Below are 22,639 nucleotides of genomic sequence, written 5' to 3' on the forward strand. Positions count from 1 at the left end.
CAGAAAGTCTAACGTAAGGTTCCCGCACGGTTTGTTCCCGGTGACCACATGAAGTTGCGGCAGCTGCATTTTGTCCATGAAATCGTGCGCCACGAACTAAGCATCACGGCGGCCGCGGATGCCCTGTTCACCTCGCAACCCGGCATCAGCAAGCAGCTGCGCCTGCTGGAAGACGAGCTGGGCGTGCCGCTGTTCGAGCGCAGCGGCAAGCACCTGACGCGGCTGACACCCGCCGGCGAGCAGATCGTCTCCATCGTGGATCGCGTCCTGCAGGACGTGGACAACATCCAGCGCGTGGCCAAGGACTACTCCGACGGTGACCGCGGCACGCTAAGCCTTGCCACCACACACACGCAGGCGCGCTACGCGCTGCCGCCGGCGGTGACAAAATTCAAGACCGAATATCCGAACGTGACGCTGAACCTGCATCAGGGTTCACCCCCGCAGATCGCGCGCATGGCAGCCGAAGGCGAAGCCGATTTCGCCATCGCTACCGAAGCCATGCACCATTTTGATGAACTCGTGATGCTCCCCTGCTATCACTGGAACCGCGCCCTGCTGCTGCGGCCTGGCCATCCGCTGGCCTCGGTGAGCAAGCCGTCACTGAAGGACCTCGCCCGCTACCCCCTGGTGACCTACACCTTCGGGTTTACCGGGCGCTCGCAACTGGATCAGGCATTCAAATCTCAAGGCTTGTTGCCGAACGTCGTGCTCACGGCGGTCGACGCTGACGTGATCAAGACCTACGTGCGGCTGGGTTTCGGGGTCGGCATTATTGCCAACATGGCCTATGACGCAGAGGAAGATTCCGATCTGGTGTCCATCGATGCCGGTCATTTGTTCAGCCGGAGCACCACGCATATCGGTTTCCGCCGCAACCAGTTCCTGCGCGACTTCATGTTCCGTTTCATCGAGGTCTTCGCGCCGCACCTGAGCCGCGAGCTGATCGAACAGGCCGTCGAGATTCGCGAGCCCGCCGCACGACGCGAATTCGTCGCCCAGCATGTCGGAGAGGTTCCGGCCTTATAACATTCCGTTTCCAACGCTTGCGCCACGGCGGCGTATTGCTATGCTCGCCGCCCGTTTTCGCTGAGCGGACGTCCAGATGTATCAATATGACGCCATCGACCAGACGATTGTCGACGAACGCGTCCGTCAATTTCGTGACCAGACCCAGCGCTTTTTGCGCGGCGAGCTGACCGAAGACCAGTATCGCCCGCTGCGACTGCAGAACGGCCTGTACATCCAGCGGTTTGCGCCGATGCTGCGGGTCGCGATTCCGTATGGCGTGCTGTCGACGACGCAGGTCCGCATGCTGGCGCATATCGCCCGGACCTATGACCGTGGCTATGGGCATTTCACGACCCGGCAGAACATCCAGTACAACTGGCCCAAGCTGGAATCGGTGCCAGACATTCTGGAAGACTTGGCCAGCGTCGAAATGCACGCCATCCAGACGAGCGGCAACTGCATCCGCAACACGACGTCGGATCAATACGCCGGCGTGGCCAGTGACGAACTGGAAGACCCCCGCGCCTACTGCGAAATCATTCGCCAGTGGTCGTCCTTGCACCCCGAATTCGCCTACCTGCCGCGCACGTTCAAGATTGCGGTTACGGCCAGCAAGACCGACCGCGCCGCCATTCGCGTGCACGACATCGGCCTGCACCTGATCGAGAACGATCACGGCGAGCGCGGATTTGCCGTGTACGTGGGTGGTGGCCTGGGCCGCACGCCGGTGATCGGCGTCAAGATCCGCGATTTTCTCGCGCCGACCGACCTGCTGTCCTATCTGGAAGCGATTCTGCGCGTGTACAACCGCCTGGGTCGCCGTGACAACAAATACAAGGCGCGCATCAAGATACTGGTTCGCGAGTCCGGCGCCGAGCGCTTCACGGACTGGGTCGAGGCCGAATGGGCCAAGATCCGCACCGGCTCGCTAGAGCTGGGCGTGGATGACATCCAGCAAATGCAGGCCTACTTCGAGCCGCCCGCGTATGCGGCGACCGAGGACAGTGCCGAGATCGACACACAGGCGGCGCAAAATCCGGCCTTCGGTCGCTGGCTCAAGCACAACGTCATCGCGCACAAGCAGGCCGGTTACCGCATCGTCACGGTCTCGCTTAAAGATCCGAACGAGGCGCCTGGCGACTGCACAGCCGAACAGATGGAGCGCGTGGCTGATCTGGCCGACGAATACGGTTTCGGCGAGGTCCGTACCACACACGAGCAGAACCTGATCCTGCCGGATGTGCCGCATGCGGCGCTGTTCAATGTCTGGTCCGCGCTGGATGAACTCGGGCTCGCCACGGCGAACCACGGGACGATCTCGGACATGATCGCCTGCCCCGGTCTGGATTTCTGCAGCTTGGCGAACGCCGGTTCCATCGGCGTCGCCCGCGAGATCAACGATCTATTCGCCGACCTGGACGAGCAGTACGACCTCGGCGAAATCAAGCTCAAGATGTCTGGCTGCATGAACGGCTGCGGCCACCACAGCGTCGGGCACATCGGCATCCTGGGCGTGGATAAGAAGGGCGAGGAGTGGTACCAGATCATGCTCGGCGGATCGGCTGCCGAAGACGCCACCCTGGGCCAGCGTCTGGGTGCCTCGGTATCTAAGCACGACATCGCCCCGGCCGTGCGCAAGATCGTCGACCGCTATGCCGAGTTGCGCGAAGGCGAGGAACTGTTCGTCGATACCGTCAACCGTCTGGGCATCGCCCCGTTCCGCGAGGCTGTCTACGGATGATCCTGCTGCGCACCGATGGCTCGCGTGAGTCGATCAACCTCCGTGTTCTGGACGCCGACGAAGCACCCACCGGCGCAGCCTGGGAGGCTGTGGGGCTGGATCATCCAGCGCTTGCCGAAGCTGAAAGCCCGACGGGTCTGACGCTGGCAAACGACGTGAATGTGGAGACGCTGGACTGCGACCCGCAGCGGTTCGCCTTCATCCTGCTCGACTTTCCGGCATTCACCGATGGCCGCGCCTATTCCCAGGCCCGTGTACTCAGTGAACAGCTGGGATACCAGGGCACGCTGGTCGCCGGCGGCGAGCTGTTGCAGGACCAGGCCCATTACCTGAAGCGCTGCGGGTTCAACGCCTTTGCACTGGCGGACGCCGAGGCGGCCGACCGATTGGCACAGGGCTTTAACGATTTCACCGCGGCCTATCAGGCGACCAGCCGCCACGAGCTGCCGGTGTACCGTCGAAGACGGGCCTGATTCTCCGCAGTACGCCGCCTTGTCAATCCGGTACTGGAATCGTGTCGGCGCCGAAATAGGCCGCGAGAGCCGCTGGCAGCCGTATCGAGCCATCGGCCTGCTGCCCGTTCTCCAGCACCGCCACTAGCGCACGCCCCACCGCCACGCCGGACCCGTTCAGCGTATGGACCAGTTCCGGCTTTTCACCCTGGGCTGCGCGATAACGCGCCTGCATGCGACGGGCCTGGAAGTCCCCCGTGTTCGAGCAGGAGCTGATTTCGCGGTAGGTGTCCTGGCTGGGCACCCAGACTTCGAGATCGTAGGTCTTCGCCGCCGAAAAGCCGAGATCACCGCCGCAGAGCGCAACGACGCGGTAAGGCAATTCCAGTGCTTGCAAAACCGCTTCGGCATGCCCGGTGAGTGCTTCCAGCGCCTGCTCTGAGGCCTCCGGCCGAACAATTTGCACCAGCTCGACCTTTTCGAACTGATGCTGGCGAATCATCCCCCGGGTGTCACGCCCGTGCGCGCCGGCTTCCGCCCGGAAGCACGGCGTGTGCGCTGCGAATTTCAGCGGCAAGGCGTCGGCATCCAGAATCTGCTCGCGCACGAGATTCGTCAGCGGCACCTCTGCCGTCGGGATCAGATGGAGACCGCGATCATCGTTGATCCGGAACAGGTCATCGGCAAACTTCGGCAACTGCCCGGTGCCTTCGAGGCATTGTGGCTGAACCAGAAACGGCACGGCCATCTCGGTGTAGCCATGCCGATCGACGTGCAGGTCCAGCATCATCTGCGCCAGCGCGCGGTGCAGCCGCGCCAGCGGGCCTCTGAGCGCCACGAACCGGGCACCCGACATCTTGGCTGCGGCATCGAAATCCATGCCGCCCAGTCCCTCGCCCAGCTCGACATGATCCTTGACCGGAAAATCGAACCCCTGGGGCTCGCCCCAGCGTCGCAACTCCTGGTTGTCGGTTTCGTCCGCCCCTGCCGGTACGCTGGCGTCCGGCAGGTTGGGTAGGCCTAGCGCGGTTGCTTCCAGGCTTGCCCGCGTGGCCTCCAGCTCCGCCGCCACCGCGCGCATCTCGTCGCCGATGCGAGCGACCTCGGCCTTGAGCGGCTCGATATCTTCACCACGCGCCTTGGCCTGGCCGATCGACTTCGATCGCCGATTCCGCTCGGCCTGCAACTCCTCGGTGCGCACCTGCAACTGCTTGCGCTCGGATTCCAGCCGCTCGAACTCCTCGACGTCCATGACGAATCCACGCCGCGCGAGCTGCTGCGCGATGGCCTTGGTGTCCTGCCGAAGCTGTTTCGGGTCGAGCATGTGTCTGATTCCAGCGAAAAGAGGCGGCGGATTATACGGGCCCCGGCCCGCCCGCCCAGTAGCGCCCGATCATCCAGCCCAGCCAGACACCGGCCAGGCTGCCCAGCAGATTGAGCAGCACGTTCGCCAGGGCCGTCCAGGGCCGCCCCGCGGAGGCCAGCGCCAGCGTGTCGTAGGAGAACGTCGAAAAGGTGGTGAACCCGCCCAGCAAGCCGATCGCCACGAACAGCCGCAATGGCTCGCCCACCAGGGCAGAGCGTGGCAGCCACCACGCCATGAAGGCCCCCAGCAGACAACTGCCGAGCACGTTGGCGCTCAAGGTCCCCAACGGCCATCGGGTCAGTCCGGACGTCCAGACGGCCAGTCCGTAGCGCAGCGATGCCCCGAGCCCGCCGCCCAATGCCACCCACAACCAGTTCACCGCGCGCCCCCGCGTAGCCGCGCCAGACGCTCGGCGATTTTCGTCTCCAGTCCGGAGTCTCTGGGCTCGTAAAAGCGGCGGCGCCGAATGCCGTCTGGCAAAAAGGTCTGCCCTGCGGCGTGGGCACCTGCTTCATCGTGGTCGTAGCGGTACCCGGCGCCGAAGCCCATCGACTTCATCATGCCGGTGGGGGCGTTCCGCAAATGCATGGGAACCTCCAGCGAACCGCTTTGCCGCACCTCGTCCATCGCCGACTTGAATGCGGTGTAGGCAGCGTTGCTCTTCGGCGCGCTCGCCAGGTACAACACGGCTTGCGCCAGCGCCAGATCGCCCTCGGGCGACCCTAGCCGCTCGAAGGCGCTACAGGCATCAATGGCAATGGTGAGCGCTCGCGGATCGGCATTCCCCAAGTCTTCCGAAGCCATGCGGACAAGCCTCCGGCCGATATACAACGGATCGCAACCGCCATCCAGCATACGGGCGAACCAGTAGATCGCGGCGTCCGGATCGGAACCACGAACCGATTTATGCAGCGCGGAGATCTGTTCGTAGAACAGGTCCCCGCCCCGGTCGAAGGCGCGCATCGCGGTGCCCAGGCTGGACTCGACGTGTCCGAGTTCGATCACATCCGCGGACTCCGCCGCGGCGGAAGCGCAGGCGGCCTCCAACAGCTGCAGGGCACGCCGCGCATCGCCGTCGGCCAAGGCCACCAGGCGTTCGCTGGCGACCTCACTGAGCGACAGATCCGGAAAACTGCGGTCGACCGCGCGCCGGAGCAATTTCAATATGGAGTCCGCTTCCAGCGCCTTGACCACGTAGATCTGAACACGCGACAGCAAGGCGCGGTTGATCTCGAAGGATGGATTCTCCGTCGTGGCGCCAATCAGCACGACCGAGCCGGCCTCGACAACCGGTAGCAGGGCATCCTGCTGCGCCTTGTTGAAGCGATGAATCTCATCAAGAAAGATAACGACCGGCGAGTCGGGACTGGCGTCGGCAAAGGCAGCACGCAAATCTTTCAAGCCGGCGGTCACAGCGGACAGACCGTGAAACGGCAGCCCGGCCGCGCCGGCGACGAGACGTGCCAGCGTGGTCTTTCCGGTACCCGGTGGCCCCCAGAACACCAATGAACGCAGATGCCCGGCAGCCAGCGCGTTGCGCAGCGTGCCGTCGGGTCCGACCAGATGGTCCTGCCCGACCACATCGTCCAACACCGCTGGCCGCATGCGTTCCGGCAGGGGGCGGCGGTCGCCGCTCATGGCGACAACAGCCTCATGCGGCGCGGCGCATGCCCGTGAAACCTCGCGGCAAGATCAGCAGCGAAACCAGCAGGCCAAGCACCACGCCGACGCCGTTGGCGACCATATCCGCCAGTTCGAAGGCGCGGTAGGGCAGCACCGCTTGCGCGAATTCCATGGAGAGACCGAACCCCAGCGCCATCGCGGCCGCCCGCCATCGGCGGCCCGGGAGCAAGGCGGCCCACCAACCTGCGATGGCCGCATAGGCGATGGCGTGATTGGCCTTGTCCCAGAAGAAATCGCCGGCCGGTGATTCGGTCAGGTTGACCAGGGACAGCACCCCCACGATCAGCAGCAGCAGCCAACCGACCGACCGCAACACGATCCAAAGCAGCCCCCGCGCTGGTCTCACGCGCCAGATTCGCCGACGACATCCACCCCGGCCGGGGGATCAAAACGGAACCAGCCGTCTTTGAACTGCACGTTCCGCGAGACATCGAAGAACTCGATTCGGGTCTGCTGGCCCAGTGCATCCTGAATCTCGAGCACACGGATCGTGCCTCCCTCCAGCTGCACGGTCGCCGATTCGAATTCCGCCTCGGCGTTGCGCGGCCGGAGCAAGAAGCGACCGTTGCCCTGCTCTTCCACCGAAAACGTGTCCTCCAGATCTGCCGCGCCGGACAACAACGCGGCAGGCGTCGCGCTCAGTGTCTGCCCCACGGGCCGGACGGTGACCTGGGCGAGATCCTTGTCGTAGTGCCAGATCGTGTCACCGTCGCTGATCACCTTCTGCACGTAGGGTTGATCGTAATCCCAGCGAAAAGCGCCGGGGCGGCGCAGGGAGAACTGTCCGCGCGAGGCTTCCAGCACCAAACCCTCGCTGTCCATCAAGGTCTGCTCGAATACGCCGGCAAGCGTGCTTGTCGCGGTCAGCGCATCCGCCAGTTCGTCGGCGGCTGCATGGGCCGCGCCCTGGAATCCGCCGAGTAGCAGCACCACGCCAGACAGCAGCCGGCGGCACATCGGGTTTTGAAACATCTCAGACCTCTGGTGGTGGCGGTGCAATCACTTCGCGAGCGCCGCCACCCGATACGGGCCCGACAACGCCGGACGCCTCCATTTGCTCAACGATGCGGGCGGCGCGGTTGTAGCCAATCTTCAGGCGCCGTTGCACCCAGGAGATCGATGCCTTGCGGCTCTCGGTGACAATTTTCACGGCGTCGTCGTAAAGCGGGTCCGATTCGTCGTCGCCACCCGCAGCACCGGCCTCGCCCGGCAGCGCGGCGTCGCCAGCGCTGCCGTCGAGAATGCCATCCTCGAACACCGGCGCGCCCACCTGCTTGAGATAGGCGACGACCTTGTGCACCTCGTGGTCATCAACAAACGCGCCGTGGACACGCGTCGGCACGCCGGTACCAGGCGGCAGGTAGAGCATGTCGCCATGCCCAAGCAGGCTTTCAGCGCCCTGCTGATCCAGAATCGTTCTGGAATCGATCCGGGAAGACACCTGAAAAGCGATGCGTGTGGGGATGTTCGCCTTGATCAAGCCGGTAATCACGTCCACCGAGGGCCTCTGCGTCGCAAGAATCAGATGGATGCCGGATGCACGCGCCTTCTGCGCGAGCCGGGCGATGAGTTCCTCCACCTTCTTGCCTACGACCATCATCATGTCGGCGAGTTCGTCGACGATGACCACGATGTACGGCATGTGCTCCAGCGTTGGCCGCTCCTCTTCCTCCGGATCGGACAGTGGATCGATAATCGGCTCCCCCGCCTGCTCCGCATCCGCAATCTTGCGGTTCAGGCCGGCGATATTGCGCACGCCCATGGCTGCCATGAGCTTGTAGCGCCGCTCCATCTCCGCAACGCACCAGCGTAACGCGTTGGCGGCCTCCTTCATGTCGGTGACCACGGGCGCCAGCAGATGCGGAATGCCGTCGTACACCGACAGTTCCAGCATCTTGGGGTCGATCATGATCAGCCGCACATCGCGGGCCGTGGCCTTGTACAGCATGGACAGGATCATCACATTGACGGCGACGGACTTGCCCGAGCCCGTCGTGCCAGCCACTAGCAGGTGCGGCATCTTGCCGAGGTTCGCGACCACGGCCTGGCCACCAATGTCCTTGCCCAGCGCCATGGTCAATGGCGACTCGGAGCGCCCATAACTCGCGTTCTCGAGAATTCCGCGCAGCGCGACCAGTTCGCGGTGCTGGTTGGGTATCTCCAGCCCGATCACCGACTTGCCCGGGATAACCTCGACCACACGCACGGCAACCGCGGACAGCGCCCGCGCCAGATCCTTGGACAGGTTGCTGACCTGGCTGACCTTGACCCCCGGCGCTGGCTCCAATTCGAAGCGTGTGATCACGGGCCCCGGTGTGGCCGCCACCACCTCCACTGTCACGCCGAACTCTGCGAGCCGCGTTTCGACTTCGCGCGACATCTGATCCAGCTCTTCGGTGGTGTAGGCATGCGTGGACGCACGTGGCGGGTCCAGCATTTCCGACGATGGCAAGGGGTTGCCTTCAAACGTCGGCACTGCAGCACCAGAGGCATCCGCATCCATTGGCAGGGGCAACTGATTGGCCGGTTCCACCGCCGGCGCCGTTTTCTTCTTGGCCTTGCGCTTGCTCTTGGGCGGCTCCGCCGGCGGCAGAACTGGCGGCGGTTTGGGCGCAGTGACAGCCGGCTTGGTCTTCTTTTTGTCCTCGGCCCGCCGCGCCGCGCGTTCGGCCATGCGCGAGCGAAGTCGCTGCACCAGCCCTAGCAAGCCGCCGCCGATCGCGTCCATGATCGCCAGCCAGGAAAACGCCAGCGACAGCGGCGCTGCCGCAACCAGAATCGTCAGGAACATCAGGGTGGACCCGACCGTGCCCAGCACCTTGCCCAGTTCGGTGGCCATCACCGCACCCAGCATGCCGCCGCTGCCCTGAGGCAAGGCGGCTGGATCACCCAGATCATGCGCCGCGGCGAGCCCACAGGCGCCCAGCAACAAGAACACGGACGCGACGATCCGCGCCGTCACGCTGTCGACGAGCCGGCGACCGCCGGTAGAAGACCGATAATGGATCACCCCACCCGCGAAAATCAGCCAGGGCAGCACAAACCCCACGTAACCGAAAAGACTTAGCACCACATCGGCGACCCAGGCGCCGACCACGCCACCCAGATTGGACACGGATCCGCCAACACCGGTCGATGACCAGCCGGGGTCCGTGGTGTCGTAACTGAACAGGGCGAGCAGCAGATAGATCGTCACCGCGGCAGACGTCAGCAGCACGGCTTCGCGCAAGCTGCGCTCCAACCGCGTTGGCCCCTCGGCCACGGCGTGCGTTTTCGATTTCGACATGAACAGCGCGGGATCGGTCGTTGCTGCGCCCTAGGCGCGTAGGCTGCAGTATATCAGTGGCTCAAGCAGCGTCTCAGACGATGACCGGGGTTTGACACCGCTTGATTGACCGGCGGACAGCCTCATATTGGCGCGTAGACATTGAGCAATTGAGAGCATGTCCATCAAACACTATCTGTTAACAACCGAAGGCGAGATACGCGAGTACGACGCAGAACGCGCAGCGCGTGTCGCGGCCGGTGACAGCGCCCTGCCGGAATTTGCGGGCGCGGAGATTCACTACGTGCAGGTCTGGGTCGATGACGAACCCAAGGGCAATGAACTGCACGTGCGCACCGCGGGCGCCATCGTTCATTTCGACCAGCAAGGCCATTTCGAGGAAGCTTCAACGCCGGAATCCTCGGACAACCGGATGCGGTTTGCCCACGACACCTGCATTCAGCTTGCGCTGCACAAGGAGTTCCAGGAACCCTACACTCTGCACTGAGTGAGCGCGGAGGATTCCACCGTCACGGCCTATGCCCCCCAGATTGAGTCGGTTGAGTCCATCGCGAGCGTTGATGCCGACGTCTGGGACCGGCTATTCGACGCAGGCCACAATCCGTGCGTGTCGCACGCTTTTCTTCATGCGCTGGAAATCACCGGTTGCGTCGGCGAGCACACCGGCTGGCGACCGCGTCATCTGCTGGCGCATGATGCCGACGGCAGGTTGGTGGCCGCAGCACCGGCGTATCTGAAGACTCACTCGCGTGGCGAGTTCGTATTCGACTGGGCCTGGGCAGATGCCCTGGAGCGTGCCGGTCACGCCTATTATCCGAAGCTGGTCTGCTGCGTGCCTTTTACGCCGGTTCCAGGGCCTCGAATCGCAGGCGATCCCGGCGCAGCCCAGCTGGTCCGGCAGGCGTTTGAGGCGCAGTGCGCGGCGGGCGCGGCCTCCTCGGCGCATCTGCTGTTTCCTGCCACGGACCAGGACGCGCCGTGCTCCGCAGACTGGATGGAGCGACGAGACCTCCGATATGTCTGGTCCAACAACCGCTATCCAGACTTCGACGGCTTCCTGACGCAACTCAGCGCGAAGCGCCGCAAGGAAATTCGCCGGGAGCGCCGCCGCCTCGCCGAGCAGGGCATCCAGTTCCTTTGCCGGCCCGCCGATGGGCTGGACGCCGCGCATTGGCAGACCGTCTACGCACTGTATGCACGGACCTATCATGTCCGTGGTCAGTCGCCCTACCTGACGCCTGAGTTCTTCCCTACTTACGCCGCCTTGGCGCCGGGTCGCGTGCTGTTAATCGAGGCGCATCTGGACCAGCGGCTGCTAGCCGTGGCAATCGCGATTGTCGGCGACGACACCTTGTTCGGGCGGCATTGGGGGACCGCGGTGGACGTGGACGGTTTGCACTTCGAGACTTGTTACTATCAAGGCATTGACTACTGCATCCGCCATGGACTGGCCCGTTATGATGCTGGAGTGCAAGGTGAGCAGAAGCGCATGCGTGGATTCGAGCCTGCCGTGACGCGGTCTTTACATCACATCGCCCACCCCGGTCTGCGACGGGCCGTGGATGTCTTCTTGTCCGAAGAGCGCCGGGCGGTATCGGACTGGGCGCAATCTGCCCAAGAACATAGCGCGTTCCGTAAGGTCTGACGGACTATGGAAAGCCCCGTCCGACTGTACTGGCTCGACCCCCGCGACCCCACACAGGCGTTCCCCGATCCGCGCCTGGCGATGGCGGAACCCAATGGCCTGCTCGCCATCGGGGGGGACCTGTCGGTCCAGCGGCTGATCCGCGCCTACTCGCAAGGTATTTTCCCCTGGTACAACCCGGATGAACCCATTCTCTGGTGGTCTCCCGACCCTCGCGTAGTCTTTCCGCTGGACGGATCCGCCGCTCCGCGCACGATCCGCCGGCTGGTGGGGCGCGGGGATTACGCGGTGACGCTCGATCGCGCATTCGACGAGGTGATCGCCGCCTGCGCCGCACCGCGGCCCAAGCAGCGCGGTACCTGGCTGGGCCACGAGATGCAGCGCGCCTATCGTGATTTGCACCAGGAAGGTTACGCCCACTCGATCGAGGTCTGGCGCGACGGCGTGTTGATTGGCGGGCTCTACGGCCTGGCGCTAGGCCGCGCCTTCTTTGGCGAATCGATGTTTAGCCGGACAACAGGGAGTTCCAAACTGGCAATCCACTGGATTCGCCAACAGCTGACACACTGGCGGTTTGACTTGTTCGACTGTCAGGTCGGCTCCGAGCACCTAAGCCTGCTGGGCGCAACAGGCATGCCCCGTGAACAGTTCGTGACCCATGTCCACCTGGCCACGTCGCGCGGCCACCGCCGCGGGCGCTGGCGTTTTGACATCCCGGTTCCAAGCTCGACACTGCATACCGGCAACCGATGAACCTCTACCCCACCGCCGAGCACACATGCTCGTATCTGCCTGGTCAACTGGCGCGGGAAGCCGTGATCGACCCCAGCCAGACGCTCAGCCCGCGGCATTATCAGCAGCTGCTCGCGCTGGGCTTTCGTCGTTCCGGGCCCTATGCCTACCGAACCGCCTGCCGGGCTTGCCAGGCCTGCATCGCTGTCCGCATTCCGCTGAACCAACCCCTTGCGCTGCGGCGCCGCCATCGCCGCGTTCTAAAGCGCAATGCGGACTGTCAGGTGAGGATGGTCGCCGGTCGCATGCACCCGGAGCATCGCTCGCTGTATCTGCGTTACCTCAGCCACCGGCATCGCGAATCCGGCATGCGCGATCTATGCGCTGACGACTTGCTGGACCCGGCGGGAGCCTTGTCCTGCCTGTGCGAAATCCGCGTCGCTGGCCGCCTGCTGGCCTACACGGTCGTGGACTGCACGCCAGACGCCTGGTCGGCGGTTTACACCGTCTTCGATCCGCTGGAAGAGCACCGCGGGCTGGGTAATTTCGCCATTCTGCAAACCCACCGGCTCGCGAAATCGGCGGGGGCGGATTTTCTCTATCTCGGCTACTGGATCCACGCTGCCCCGCAGATGGGTTACAAGACGGAGTTTCGGCCCTTGCAGATTTACCTGGGCAAGCAATGGCAGCCATTTGCCGAGGGTCGATGCTTTGAGGATAATGCGCCGCCCTAATCCAACGCTGAGCGCGCATGCCCAAAGAAGACCATATTGAAATGGAAGGCACGGTGACCGACACCCTGCCTAACACCACATTTCGTGTCGAGCTGGAAAATGGCCACGTGGTCACGGCTCATATCTCCGGCCGCATGCGGAAGAACTACATCCGCATCCTCACCGGCGACAAGGTCACGGTGCAGCTCACCCCGTACGATCTGAGCAAGGGCCGAATCACCTATCGAGGTCGCTAGCCGCGTCGCGATGCCCTGACCCAGGGTGCATCGCGCTCTTATGCCCTTAAGGCTAGACGGACTCGGCTTCAGCCAGCTTGGAGTGCGTGTCCAGAGTCAGCCCATCGGGTCCGGCGCTGACCGTGACCCGGCCACCGTCAACCAGTTCCCCGAACAGCAACGCGTCGGCCAGAGGACGCTTAATGTGTTCCTGGATCACGCGTGCCATTGGCCGGGCGCCCATCTGCACGTCGTAGCCGTTCTCGGCCAGCCACGCCCGCGCTGCATCATCCACGGTGAGCTCGACACCACGGCCTTCGAGCTGGACTTCAAGTTCCATGATGAACTTGTCCACGACCCGCTTGATCACGTCGCCGCCCAGTGACGCGAACGGCACGATGGAATCCAGGCGGTTGCGGAATTCCGGCGAGAAACTGCGCCGGATAACCTCCATCCCGTCGCTGGAGTGATCCTGTGTCTTGAAGCCGATCGTTCGCCGCGCCATCGATTCGGCGCCGGCATTCGTGGTCATGATCAGGATCACGTTGCGGAAGTCCGCCTTGCGGCCGTTGTTGTCCGTCAGCGTGCCGTGGTCCATCACCTGCAACAGCAGGTTGAACACGTCCGGATGCGCCTTCTCGATTTCGTCGCGCCAGACCATGGCATGCGGATGCTTGATTACGGCCTCGGTTAGCAGACCGCCCTGGTCATAACCCACATAGCCGGGCGGCGCGCCGATGAGCCTCGACACGGTGTGCCGCTCCATGTATTCGCTCATGTCGAAACGCACCAGCTCGATTCCGAGCTGCTGAGCGAGCTGGCGTGTGACCTCCGTCTTGCCGACACCGGTCGGCCCGGCGAACAGGAATGAGCCGATCGGCTTTTCCCCGCTCCGCAATCCGGAGCGTGCCATCTTGATGGCCGAGGCCAGCATGTCGATGGCGTTTTCCTGGCCGAAGATCACCAGCTTGAGATCGCGATCCAGCGTCTTGAGTACTTCGCGGTCATTTGCGGACACACTCTTCGGAGGAATCCGAGCGATCTTGGCCACGATGGTTTCGATGTCCTTGACCTGCACCGTCTTGCGTCGCTTGCCCGCTGGCAGCAAACGCATCTGGGCACCGGCCTCATCGATCACGTCGATGGCCTTGTCGGGTAGGCGTCGATCATTGATGTGACGCGCCGCTAGCTCGGCAGCAATTTCCAGCGCCGTGTGCGTGTAGCGCACCTGGTGGTGATCCTCGAACCGCGACTTCAGGCCTTCCAGGATGCGCACCGTCTCGGGTACGGAAGGCTCCGGAACATCGATCTTCTGGAATCGGCGCGCCAAGGCCCGATCCTTTTCGAAGATGCCGCGATACTCGTCATAGGTCGTGGACCCGATGCACTTGAGTTCGCCGTTCGAAAGCACAGGCTTGATCAGGTTCGATGCATCCATGACGCCGCCAGAGGCCGCGCCGGCACCGATCACGGTGTGAATTTCGTCGATGAACAGCACCGAACCGGGTCGCTTGCGCAGCTCGGCCAGTACGCCCTTGAGGCGCTTTTCGAAGTCGCCACGGTATTTGGTGCCGGCAATCAGCGACCCCATGTCCAACGCGTAAATCGTGCTGCCAAGCAGCACCTCGGGCACATCGCCCTCGGTGATCAGCCAGGCAAGCCCTTCTGCGATAGCGGTCTTGCCAACGCCGGCTTCGCCGACCAGCAGCGGATTGTTCTTGCGGCGCCGACAAAGGGTCTGAACGACCCGCTCGATCTCGTCGCGGCGCCCGATCAGCGGATCGATCTTGCCCTCGGCGGCCAAGGCGTTGAGATCGGTGGCGTACTGTTCCAGCGGATTTTGCGAGGCTTGGCCGGCCTCGTCCTGCTTGGGGTCGCCTTCCGGTGCGCCCGATGTCCCGTCATCGCCGGTTGTCTTGGAGATGCCGTGGCTGATGTAGTTGACGACATCGAGACGGGTGACGCCCTGCTCGTTGAGCAGATAGACGGCATGGGAATCACGCTCGGAGAAGATCGCGACCAGCACATTGAGTGAGGTCACCTCCTTCTTGCCGGCGGACTGGACGTGGTAGACGGCGCGCTGCAGCACCCGCTGAAAAGACAGCGTCGGCTGCACCTCGTTGCCGTCGGCATCTTCTTCGACGACCGGCACGTTCTCACGAATAAAGCTGCGCAGGTCGCGTTCCAGTGCATCCAGGCCGACACCGCTGGCCCGCAGCACCTCGGTGACATTCACATCATCGAGCAAGGCCAGCAGAAGATGCTCAATGGTGAGCATTTCGTGGCCCTCGTTGCGGGCAGCGAGAAACGCCGCGTCGAGTGCCTTCTGCAGTTCTTGGCTCAGCATATTGTCCATCCGTATCGAGTGGGGGTAGTGGGTCGACAGCGTCCGGTCAACGGCCTTAGACCGGGGCAATCCATCGCCCCCCATAGATGGCTCAAAGTTACGCCTGTTCCAACCTGCACAGCAAGGGGTGTTGATGCCGCCTGGCGTACTCAATGACCTGATTCATCTTGGTTTCGGCAATTTCGGCGGTGTAGGTGCCGGCCACGGCCGCTCCGGTCGTGTGGACCTTGAGCATGATGCGAACCGCAGTTTCGCGATCTTGACGGAAAATGCGCTGCAGCACTTCGATGACGAACTCCATCGGCGTGAAATCGTCATTGAGCAGCACCACCTTGAACCTGGGCGGCTGCTGCAATTTGGGTTTGCTGGTTTTTTCTGCGAGACCGACACCGTCATCTCGCTCGAAATCACTCATGCTGACCTCTGCGAAGCGCGCGGTCGAAACCAATAGACGCGGGCAGGAACGAAGTGTTCCCGAGGGCTGCCGATTGTAACGAATCCGGCCACAGGCTTGTGACCACAGTTAAAAAAGGCGGTTCGCAAACAGCCGACTATTTGCTGGTGTGCGTGTAGACGCCGTCCCAGTCATCGCCGGGCGGGTTGGCCCGATAGTGGGCGATACGCTCCTGGTACAGGCGATAGATTGGCAACGGCTGACCTGACTGCTGTAACCCAAAGAACTCGGCCTCGGCCTGATCCCAGGCCTGCGACCGAAACAAACGCAGCGCCTGGCGATACCGCGCCAGATCCTTCTTGATCTCCGCAGGCAGGACATCCTTTTCGCCGAGTGGCTCGTAGATCGTGACCGGTTCCTGCTTACCCTTCACACGGATTCGGTCGAGCTCCCGGTACGCGAACTCCGGGACCGCAGCCCGGGTCGATTCGGACACGATAATCTCGACGCCGTAATTCTTCGTCTGCCCTTCCAGCCGCGACCCCAGATTCACTGCGTCCCCCATCACGGTGTAGGCGACGCGGAATTCCGACCCCATGTTGCCGACGCTCATTGGCCCGGTGTTCAGCCCGACGCCTATCTTCAGTGAGGGCCAGCCACGGGCGGCGAAACTGTCGTCCAGCGCCCGGACCGCCCGCAGCATGTCCATGGCTGCCAGCAGGGCGTTCCTGGCATGGTCGGGGTCGTCCAGCGGGGCGCCCCAGAACGACATGATGGCGTCACCCATGTACTTGTCGATGGTGCCGCGATGCTCGTGGATCACCCGCGTCAGCGGGGTCAGGAACTCGTTCATCAACTGCGACAGCTCGCGAGAATCCAGGCCCTCGGAGATGGTCGTAAAGCCGCGCACGTCCGAGAACAGGACAGTCAATTCGCGGGTTTCACCCTCCATCGAAATGTCTTCTGGATTCTGTGCCATCTCGTCGACCAGCTCAGGCGGCACGTACTGCCCGAAGAGTCGGGTCACCTCGCGCTTGCCACGGGATTCCACGAAATACCCGTAGAGCAGATGCAATAGGAACAGGATGAGCGTGAACGCCAGCGGCAAACCTAGCGGCACCACGACATTGAAACGGCTCCACAGCAGCAGCGCGATGATGGCGATCGCACCCAGAAACGCCAGGCCCATCAGCGCGGCGGTGGCCGCGGAGACCCTCGGAAACACCCAGGCCATCATCACCGCGATAAAGAACAGCATGACCGCCGTCAGACCGGTGGCGTAGGACGGATGGTATTTGACGCGGTCTTCCAGGATGCCGGAGATGATATTGGCGTGGACTTCCACCCCCGCGAATGCACTGCCCACTGGCGTGTTCCGCAGATCGAGCAGCCCTGGCGCCGACGTGCCCACGAGCACGATGGCATCCCGCAACACCGAGGCGTCGGCGGTCTGGTGAATCACATCGGTGGCCGACACATAGGGGAAACTGCCCTGACGCCCGCGGTACGGGACCATGACCGCCATTTCGCCGTCCACCGGGATCTCATGATCGCCGAGCGCGACGGCTTCGAGCGCCTGGGCACTAGGGGCTTCGTCGGCGCTCAGAAACTGACCATCGAACACGAACCCGTAATCCGGCGAATCCATGGCGATCCGGGTTAATTCAAAGGCTAACGACCCGTAGATCGCGCCATTGAATTTCTGCATCAACGGAACGCGGCGGAACACGCCGTCGATCTCCTCACGGGCGAGAGGGTTGTCGAAAAATCCCGCCCGCGTGCCCATGCGCTGGAGCTCGGGCAGGTTGGCCGAATAGCCCTCGGCCACAATGAAGTTGGCCGGCACGCTGGCGGCGAGTTCTGCCGAAATCAGCGGCTCCGGCAGCTGCCCGATGCGACTGTCGTCGGTGGACTGCAATACCATCCCGAGCACCACCGGCCGGTTCTGGATCGCCGCGGCCAGCTTGGCCTCACCGCTGGCGGTGAACCCCAGCTGCGAACCGGTGTCTTCCAGCAGAGCGCGGACGTCCGGACGGGGGGCCAGCCGCTCCAGCATTTCCTGGTACGCGGAGCGTTGCGGCTCGGCGAACAGGACGTCGAAGCCCACGGCCCGGACCGCGTAATGCTCAAACAGGTTGTCGACCATCTGCGCGAACTTATCGCGCTCCCAGGGCCAATAGCCTTCGGCCGTCATGCTGCGTTCATCGATATCGACAATCACGATGGCGGGGTCGACCGTGTTCGTCATCGTCGCGCGCACCCGCGCGTCGTAGGACGAATTCTCCACCTGTTCGAGGAAATCGATCCGAACCACCTCGTTCAGGTGCACAACCACCAGCGCGAACAGCACCAGGCTGATGGCGTAGCGAATGATTTGATGCATCGATGGACTCCCCCCAGATGCCGAAACCGTAACGTCACGGCCCTAACGAGGCAACGCGCGTGTCGCCTTCAGGCGACGGCAGGTATGATAGGCACCCGTTTTCGAACCCTTGTGATTTCATGGACGCGGCGCTAATCAAGTCGCTGCAACGTCGTGCGCGCCCGGTGCCGGGCTGGGCTGCCCTGGCGCTTGCGGCAGCCTGCGGCCTGCTGCTCGCCAAAATGATCTGGCTGATGGTGCCGCAGCCTGCCTGGCAGCCGCCCCCTGCCCCGGCGACGACCGTCACCAGCAAAGCGACTGATCACGCGGTGGACATCCAGGCCATCGCCAACGCAAACCTGTTCGGCAGGGCGGCGCCCAAGCAGGTGGAAGCCACGCAGCAGCAGGTTGTCGATGCGCCCGATACCCGGCTTCCGCTCACGCTAAAAGGCATTTTTGCCTCGGAACTGGACGGCGAATCCAGAGCACTGATCGCGCGTGGCAGTGACGAGGAGAAGCCCTACGCCGTCGGTGACACCGTAACCGGCGGCGCCGAGCTCTACGAGATCTACGCCGACCGCGTGATCCTCGACCGCGGCGGCAAGCTCGAAACCCTGCGCTTGAATAAGGATGAACCGGGCGCCAGTGCGAATCAGAGCGGTAATACCTCGCTGACCAGCCGAACCGGGGATGTTCGCGAAGTCGCCCCGACGCAGTCGCTGATGAATATTCGGCAGGAGCTGCTTCAAGACCCATCGCGGGCCTCCACTTACCTTCGCGTCCAACCGGCATACAATGCTGGGCAGCTGCGCGGCTATCGAATTTATCCGGGGCGCAATCGCACCCTGTTCTCGGAGGCCGGGCTGAGACCGGGGGATTTGGTGACCGAACTCAATGGCGTCAGTCTCGACAATCCGACACGAGCCTTGCAGATGCTGGGAGATCTCAGCTCCGCAACATCGCTGAACGTCACGATCCTGCGCGGCGGGCAGCCACAACAACTCAGCGTGAATCTGAACTGATATGACTATCCTGCTTCGGTCACTGGCCGCTCTACTGCTCTTCGCCCAGCTCTCGGTGGCCGTCGCGCAGTCCGCGTCGCAAGCCACGCTGAACCTGAAGGATGCGGACATCAACACGCTGATCTCGACGGTCAGCGAGATCACCGGCAAGAATTTCATCATCGATCCGCGGGTGAAAGGCAAGGTCACGGTGTTGTCGTCCACACCGATGAGTGCCGAAGGTGTGTACGAAACCTTCCTGGCCGTACTCCAGGTCCACGGGTTCGCGGCCATACCGGCTGGCGAAGCGATCAAGATCATCCCCGAGGTGAATGCCAAGCAGGACGGCGCGCCGACACGCGGCCCGCAAACGCTGGCACCGGATGATGTCGTCACCAAGGTCTTCACCATCGACAACGTGCCGGCGGCGCAGCTGGTACCGATCCTGCGGCCGCTGGTGCCCCAATACGGCCATCTCGCGGCCTATGCGCCGTCCAACATGCTGATCATTTCGGATCGCGTGGCCAACGTGGAACGCCTGCGCGCCATCATCCGCCAGATCGATACCTCCAGTGATCGCGAGTTCGAGCTGATCCGGATGACGCATGCCAGCGCTGCCGACATCGCACAAACCCTGACCACGCTGACCCAGCAGGATCGCAAGACCGACCCGAACACCACGCCGGTGACCATCCTCGCCGACGAGCGCACGAATGCCCTGTTGATCGGCGGTGACAAAGCCACCCGCTCGCAGTTTCGCAGCATCATCGCGGAACTTGATCTGCCCTTGGAGGACAGCGGCAGCACGCAGGTGATTTACCTGCGCTACGCCTCGGCCGAAAATCTTGGGCCGGTACTCCAGGGCTACGTGGAACAGGTCGCGGCCAGCGAAGGTGGCGGGCAGAACAATCAGGCGCGGACGTCGGCGTCGGTGGTCAAGGTGATTCCCGAGCCCGACACCAATGCACTGGTCATCACGGCACCACCCAAGATCATGCGGGCGGTCAAGGATGTCGTCGCCCAGCTCGACATCCGCCGCGCCCAGGTGCTGGTCGAGGCCATCATCGCCGAGGTCAGCGAGTCCAAGTCCCGCGAGCTCGGCATCGACTCGGTGCTATTCGACGAAGACCGAATCGCTGCCGCCAACATCCTCGACCCAGGCACGCTTAACGCGTTGACCAGCGTGGCCGGTGCAGCCACCGGCAGCATCACCGGCGCCGCCGCGGCGGCGTTGATCGAACAGGGAATCACGCTTGCAGGCGGCCGCTACAACGAAAATGGCACCAGCTTCCTGTTCCTGCTGAAAGCCTTGGCCGGTGATGGCAACACCAACATCTTGTCCACGCCCACGCTGGTCACGATGGACAACGAGGAAGCGGAGATCTCGGTTGGCCAGGAGGTCCCTTTCCTGTCAGGCCAGTACTCCAACAGTGGCACCACCAGCTCGACGGGGCTGGTCAATCCGTTTCAGACCATCGACCGGAAGGATGTCGGCATCACCCTGGGCATCACGCCTCAGATCAACGAAGGCGACACCATTCAGCTGAAGATCAGCCAGGAAGTCTCCGCAGTCTCGGCCGGATCGGCCGGCGCGGTCGACCTGGTGACCAACAAGCGCAGTCTGACAACCACGGTCATGGTGGATTCGGGTGACATCCTCGTGCTCGGCGGCCTGATTGATGATCAGGTGCAGGAAACCGAGCGGCGCACACCGATCCTCGGCAGCATCCCGATTCTTGGCAACCTGTTCAAGTTCCGCTCGGTCAGCAAGGACCGGCGAAACCTGATGATCTTCATCCGCCCGGTGGTACTGCGTGACCGCGAGACCGCTAACTACTACACGCGACAGAAGTACGACTCCATCCGGACGACCCAGCTGGGATCGCAAACGGGCGGCATCTCCATTCTGGGCGGTGCCAAGCGACCCCTCTTGGAAGAACTGGACGCCGTTGAGTCCCAGCCACGTGGCGGCAGGGAGTCGGGCCCGGCTCAGGTGAATCCCTCCGTGCCGAAGTCTTACCCGCGCACGCCGACCGGCGAAGCGGTGGACGAGTCTGAACACGACAAGCAACCGGTGGTGACTCCGCCAACAGACGACGCCGACGAGGACAAGAAGTCCTCCCGCACATTCGACAAAACCAAGCCTGGCAATACCGCCCGGAGGGCACATTGGCCGAAGTAGAAGAGCAGGAAGCGACGCTCCGGCGCCCGTCCTTCTCCTTTGCCAAGCGCCACGGACTGATTGTTGGGGCGCGCCACGATGACGGCGTGGAGTTGATCGCACGCCAGGATGTGTCCTTGCAGGCAACCGCAGAGATGCGCCGGTTTCTGGATCAGCCGATCCGGCTGCGCATGGTCAGCGCCGAGGAATTCGATCGCCTGCTGCAGCAGGCCTACGAAAACAAGTCCGGCTCGTCGATGCAGATGGTCGAGGGCTTCGACGACGACTCGCTAGACCTGTCCTCGGCCGCGGAAGCGCTGGCGGAGCCACAGGATCTGCTGGAATCCGACGATGACGCACCGATTATCCGGTTGATCAACGCCCTGCTCGCCGAGGCGATCAAGGAAGGCGCATCCGATATCCACGTTGAACCCTACGAAAGCCGGCTGACCGTGCGTCTGCGCGTCGATGGCGTGCTGCGCGAAGTGCTGCAGCCGCCGCGTGCGATCGCTCCCCTGCTCTCCTCGCGCATCAAGGTCATGGCCCGCCTCGACATTGCCGAGAAACGCCTGCCACAGGACGGCCGCATTTCCCTGCGCGTGGCTGGACGTCCGGTGGATGTGCGCGTGTCGACGATCCCGTCGGGCCACGGCGAGCGCGTGGTCATGCGCCTGCTCGACAAGCAGGCAGGCCGCCTGGACCTGGAACAGCTGGGCATGGCCGAGGATCAGCGCAGGCTATTCCAGGAACTCATCAAGAAGCCGCACGGCATCATCCTGGTCACCGGGCCGACCGGGTCCGGCAAGACCACCACGCTCTACGCTGGCCTGGCCGAAATCAACGACCGCAGCCGCAACATCATGACGGTCGAGGATCCGATTGAGTATTACATCGACGGGATCGGCCAGACCCAGGTGAACACCAAGGTCGACATGAGTTTCGCGCGCGGTTTGCGCGCCATCCTGCGCCAGGATCCGGACGTGGTGATGATCGGCGAAATTCGCGATCTGGAAACGGCGGAGATCGCGGTGCAGGCTTCATTGACGGGCCATCTCGTGCTCTCGACCCTGCACACCAACACCGCGGTTGGCGCGGTGGCGCGCCTGCGCGACATGGGTGTTGAACCCTTTCTGCTCGCCTCCAGCCTCATCGGGCTGATGGCGCAGCGCCTGGTCCGCACGCTCTGCCATCACTGCCAGACCCCGTACGAGGCGGATGACGCCGAGTGCCAGCTGTTCGGCATCGACCCCGCAAACCGCCCCACCATCTACAACGCGGTCGGCTGTCCCGAGTGCCGCCACACCGGCTACCTGGGTCGATCCGGCATCCAGGAGCTGGTCGCGGTCGACGACGCCATGCGCACGATGATTCATGACGGATCATCCGAACAAGCGCTGGAAGCCCATGCGCGGCGGTCCGCGCCCGGCATTCGTCAGGCAGGCTTGCGCAAGGTGCTGGAAGGCCGCACCACGGTGCAGGAAGTGCTACGCGTCACGCGGGAAGGCTAGC

At 63.4% G+C, this 22,639-nt stretch carries 20 protein-coding genes; 11 read left to right on the plus strand and 9 right to left on the minus strand.

Annotated elements, in window-relative coordinates; translation table 11 throughout:
* The first annotated feature begins 48 nt into the window (after nt 1–48).
* The 3 genes from cysB (at nt 49) to ACE1EY_RS06810 (ending at nt 3,225) form a co-directional block, all read left to right on the plus strand.
* Nucleotides 49–1,029, plus strand: coding sequence for an HTH-type transcriptional regulator CysB (gene cysB, locus ACE1EY_RS06800; protein WP_291514319.1), 981 nt, complete (start codon nt 49–51; stop codon nt 1,027–1,029).
* Nucleotides 1,030–1,105: 76 nt separating this feature from the next.
* Nucleotides 1,106–2,752 (plus strand): nitrite/sulfite reductase, encoded by a 1,647-nt coding sequence (locus tag ACE1EY_RS06805; protein ID WP_370299763.1) that lies wholly within the window; start codon nt 1,106–1,108, stop codon nt 2,750–2,752.
* Nucleotides 2,749–3,225, plus strand: coding sequence for a DUF934 domain-containing protein (locus tag ACE1EY_RS06810; RefSeq protein ID WP_370299764.1), 477 nt, complete (start codon nt 2,749–2,751; stop codon nt 3,223–3,225). Before ACE1EY_RS06805 ends, ACE1EY_RS06810 begins: the two co-directional genes overlap by 4 nt.
* Before the next feature lie 22 nt (nt 3,226–3,247).
* Here the strand turns inward: ACE1EY_RS06810 and serS are convergent, their stop codons facing one another.
* From serS to ACE1EY_RS06840, 6 genes are read right to left on the minus strand one after another with little or no spacing between them, the layout of a single operon-like run.
* Complete coding sequence (serS, locus tag ACE1EY_RS06815; protein WP_291514316.1) at nt 3,248–4,528, minus strand: serine--tRNA ligase; 1,281 nt, start codon at nt 4,526–4,528, stop codon at nt 3,248–3,250.
* Nucleotides 4,529–4,559: 31 nt separating this feature from the next.
* On the minus strand, nt 4,560–4,949 hold the full coding sequence (gene crcB / locus ACE1EY_RS06820; protein ID WP_291514315.1) for a fluoride efflux transporter CrcB: 390 nt from the start codon (nt 4,947–4,949) through the stop codon (nt 4,560–4,562).
* A complete protein-coding gene (locus tag ACE1EY_RS06825) occupies nt 4,946–6,208 on the minus strand; it encodes a replication-associated recombination protein A (protein ID WP_291514314.1) in 1,263 nt (420 codons plus the stop codon). The genes crcB and ACE1EY_RS06825 overlap by 4 nt, the downstream gene beginning before the upstream one ends.
* Nucleotides 6,209–6,221: 13 nt before the next feature.
* Nucleotides 6,222–6,599, minus strand: a complete 378-nt coding sequence (locus tag ACE1EY_RS06830) for a VanZ family protein (protein WP_370299765.1) — start codon at nt 6,597–6,599, stop codon at nt 6,222–6,224.
* A complete protein-coding gene (lolA, locus tag ACE1EY_RS06835; protein ID WP_291514312.1) occupies nt 6,596–7,225 on the minus strand; it encodes an outer membrane lipoprotein chaperone LolA in 630 nt (209 codons plus the stop codon). Before lolA ends, ACE1EY_RS06830 begins: the two co-directional genes overlap by 4 nt.
* 1 nt (nt 7,226) lies before the next feature.
* Nucleotides 7,227–9,539 carry a DNA translocase FtsK gene (locus tag ACE1EY_RS06840; RefSeq protein ID WP_370299766.1) on the minus strand — a complete coding sequence of 771 codons (2,313 nt, stop codon included), beginning with the start codon at nt 9,537–9,539 and terminating at the stop codon, nt 7,227–7,229.
* Between the two features lie 157 nt (nt 9,540–9,696).
* Between ACE1EY_RS06840 and ACE1EY_RS06845 the strand changes: the two genes are divergently transcribed.
* The 5 genes from ACE1EY_RS06845 to infA are packed head-to-tail and all read left to right on the plus strand — an operon-like array spanning nt 9,697 to nt 12,886.
* Nucleotides 9,697–10,026 carry a hypothetical protein gene (locus ACE1EY_RS06845; RefSeq protein ID WP_291514310.1) on the plus strand — a complete coding sequence of 110 codons (330 nt, stop codon included), beginning with the start codon at nt 9,697–9,699 and terminating at the stop codon, nt 10,024–10,026.
* Entirely contained in the window at nt 10,027–11,184 is a 1,158-nt protein-coding gene (locus tag ACE1EY_RS06850; RefSeq protein WP_370299767.1) for a GNAT family N-acetyltransferase, read from the plus strand.
* Nucleotides 11,185–11,190: 6 nt separating this feature from the next.
* Nucleotides 11,191–11,937, plus strand: coding sequence for a leucyl/phenylalanyl-tRNA--protein transferase (aat, locus tag ACE1EY_RS06855; protein WP_291515128.1), 747 nt, complete (start codon nt 11,191–11,193; stop codon nt 11,935–11,937).
* Entirely contained in the window at nt 11,934–12,650 is a 717-nt protein-coding gene (locus ACE1EY_RS06860) for an arginyltransferase (protein WP_291515129.1), read from the plus strand. The genes aat and ACE1EY_RS06860 overlap by 4 nt, the downstream gene beginning before the upstream one ends.
* A 17-nt stretch (nt 12,651–12,667) precedes the next feature.
* The gene (gene infA, locus ACE1EY_RS06865) at nt 12,668–12,886 is read left to right on the plus strand and encodes a translation initiation factor IF-1 (RefSeq protein ID WP_291515130.1); all 219 of its coding nucleotides are present in this window, start codon (nt 12,668–12,670) and stop codon (nt 12,884–12,886) included.
* A 52-nt stretch (nt 12,887–12,938) separates the two neighbouring features.
* Here the strand turns inward: infA and clpA are convergent, their stop codons facing one another.
* From clpA to ACE1EY_RS06880, 3 genes are all read right to left on the minus strand, one after another.
* Nucleotides 12,939–15,212: an ATP-dependent Clp protease ATP-binding subunit ClpA gene (clpA, locus tag ACE1EY_RS06870; RefSeq protein WP_370299768.1), complete on the minus strand. Its 2,274-nt coding sequence runs from the start codon at nt 15,210–15,212 to the stop codon at nt 12,939–12,941.
* A 97-nt stretch (nt 15,213–15,309) separates the two neighbouring features.
* Complete coding sequence (clpS, locus tag ACE1EY_RS06875; protein ID WP_291515132.1) at nt 15,310–15,627, minus strand: ATP-dependent Clp protease adapter ClpS; 318 nt, start codon at nt 15,625–15,627, stop codon at nt 15,310–15,312.
* A 136-nt stretch (nt 15,628–15,763) separates the two neighbouring features.
* Nucleotides 15,764–17,989: an adenylate/guanylate cyclase domain-containing protein gene (locus ACE1EY_RS06880; RefSeq protein ID WP_291515133.1), complete on the minus strand. Its 2,226-nt coding sequence runs from the start codon at nt 17,987–17,989 to the stop codon at nt 15,764–15,766.
* 119 nt (nt 17,990–18,108) lie between these two features.
* Between ACE1EY_RS06880 and gspC the strand changes: the two genes are divergently transcribed.
* The 3 genes from gspC to gspE are packed head-to-tail and all read left to right on the plus strand — an operon-like array spanning nt 18,109 to nt 22,638.
* The gene (gene gspC, locus ACE1EY_RS06885; protein ID WP_291515134.1) at nt 18,109–18,990 is read left to right on the plus strand and encodes a type II secretion system protein GspC; all 882 of its coding nucleotides are present in this window, start codon (nt 18,109–18,111) and stop codon (nt 18,988–18,990) included.
* 1 nt (nt 18,991) lies between these two features.
* On the plus strand, nt 18,992–21,151 hold the full coding sequence (gspD, locus tag ACE1EY_RS06890) for a type II secretion system secretin GspD (protein ID WP_370299769.1): 2,160 nt from the start codon (nt 18,992–18,994) through the stop codon (nt 21,149–21,151).
* Complete coding sequence (gene gspE, locus ACE1EY_RS06895) at nt 21,139–22,638, plus strand: type II secretion system ATPase GspE (protein ID WP_370299770.1); 1,500 nt, start codon at nt 21,139–21,141, stop codon at nt 22,636–22,638. The genes gspD and gspE overlap by 13 nt, the downstream gene beginning before the upstream one ends.
* Nucleotide 22,639: the final 1 nt, after the last annotated feature.

It is taken from the genome of Abyssibacter sp., assembly GCF_964229365.1.
Taxonomy (GTDB): Bacteria; Pseudomonadota; Gammaproteobacteria; order Nevskiales; family OUC007; genus Abyssibacter.

Bases quoted from the DNA above. Each gene is read 5' to 3' on its own strand.
- cysB (WP_291514319.1), top strand. From the start codon at position 49: ATGAAGTTGCGGCAGCTGCATTTTGTCCATGAAATCGTGCGCCACGAA.
- ACE1EY_RS06805 (WP_370299763.1), top strand. From the start codon at position 1,106: ATGTATCAATATGACGCCATCGACCAGACGATTGTCGACGAACGCGTC.
- ACE1EY_RS06810 (WP_370299764.1), top strand. From the start codon at position 2,749: ATGATCCTGCTGCGCACCGATGGCTCGCGTGAGTCGATCAACCTCCGT.
- serS (WP_291514316.1), bottom strand. From the start codon at position 4,528: ATGCTCGACCCGAAACAGCTTCGGCAGGACACCAAGGCCATCGCGCAG.
- ACE1EY_RS06825 (WP_291514314.1), bottom strand. From the start codon at position 6,208: ATGAGCGGCGACCGCCGCCCCCTGCCGGAACGCATGCGGCCAGCGGTG.
- lolA (WP_291514312.1), bottom strand. From the start codon at position 7,225: ATGTTTCAAAACCCGATGTGCCGCCGGCTGCTGTCTGGCGTGGTGCTG.
- ACE1EY_RS06840 (WP_370299766.1), bottom strand. From the start codon at position 9,539: ATGTCGAAATCGAAAACGCACGCCGTGGCCGAGGGGCCAACGCGGTTG.
- ACE1EY_RS06845 (WP_291514310.1), top strand. From the start codon at position 9,697: ATGTCCATCAAACACTATCTGTTAACAACCGAAGGCGAGATACGCGAG.
- aat (WP_291515128.1), top strand. From the start codon at position 11,191: ATGGAAAGCCCCGTCCGACTGTACTGGCTCGACCCCCGCGACCCCACA.
- ACE1EY_RS06860 (WP_291515129.1), top strand. From the start codon at position 11,934: ATGAACCTCTACCCCACCGCCGAGCACACATGCTCGTATCTGCCTGGT.
- infA (WP_291515130.1), top strand. From the start codon at position 12,668: ATGCCCAAAGAAGACCATATTGAAATGGAAGGCACGGTGACCGACACC.
- clpA (WP_370299768.1), bottom strand. From the start codon at position 15,212: ATGCTGAGCCAAGAACTGCAGAAGGCACTCGACGCGGCGTTTCTCGCT.
- clpS (WP_291515132.1), bottom strand. From the start codon at position 15,627: ATGAGTGATTTCGAGCGAGATGACGGTGTCGGTCTCGCAGAAAAAACC.
- ACE1EY_RS06880 (WP_291515133.1), bottom strand. From the start codon at position 17,989: ATGCATCAAATCATTCGCTACGCCATCAGCCTGGTGCTGTTCGCGCTG.
- gspC (WP_291515134.1), top strand. From the start codon at position 18,109: ATGGACGCGGCGCTAATCAAGTCGCTGCAACGTCGTGCGCGCCCGGTG.
- gspD (WP_370299769.1), top strand. From the start codon at position 18,992: ATGACTATCCTGCTTCGGTCACTGGCCGCTCTACTGCTCTTCGCCCAG.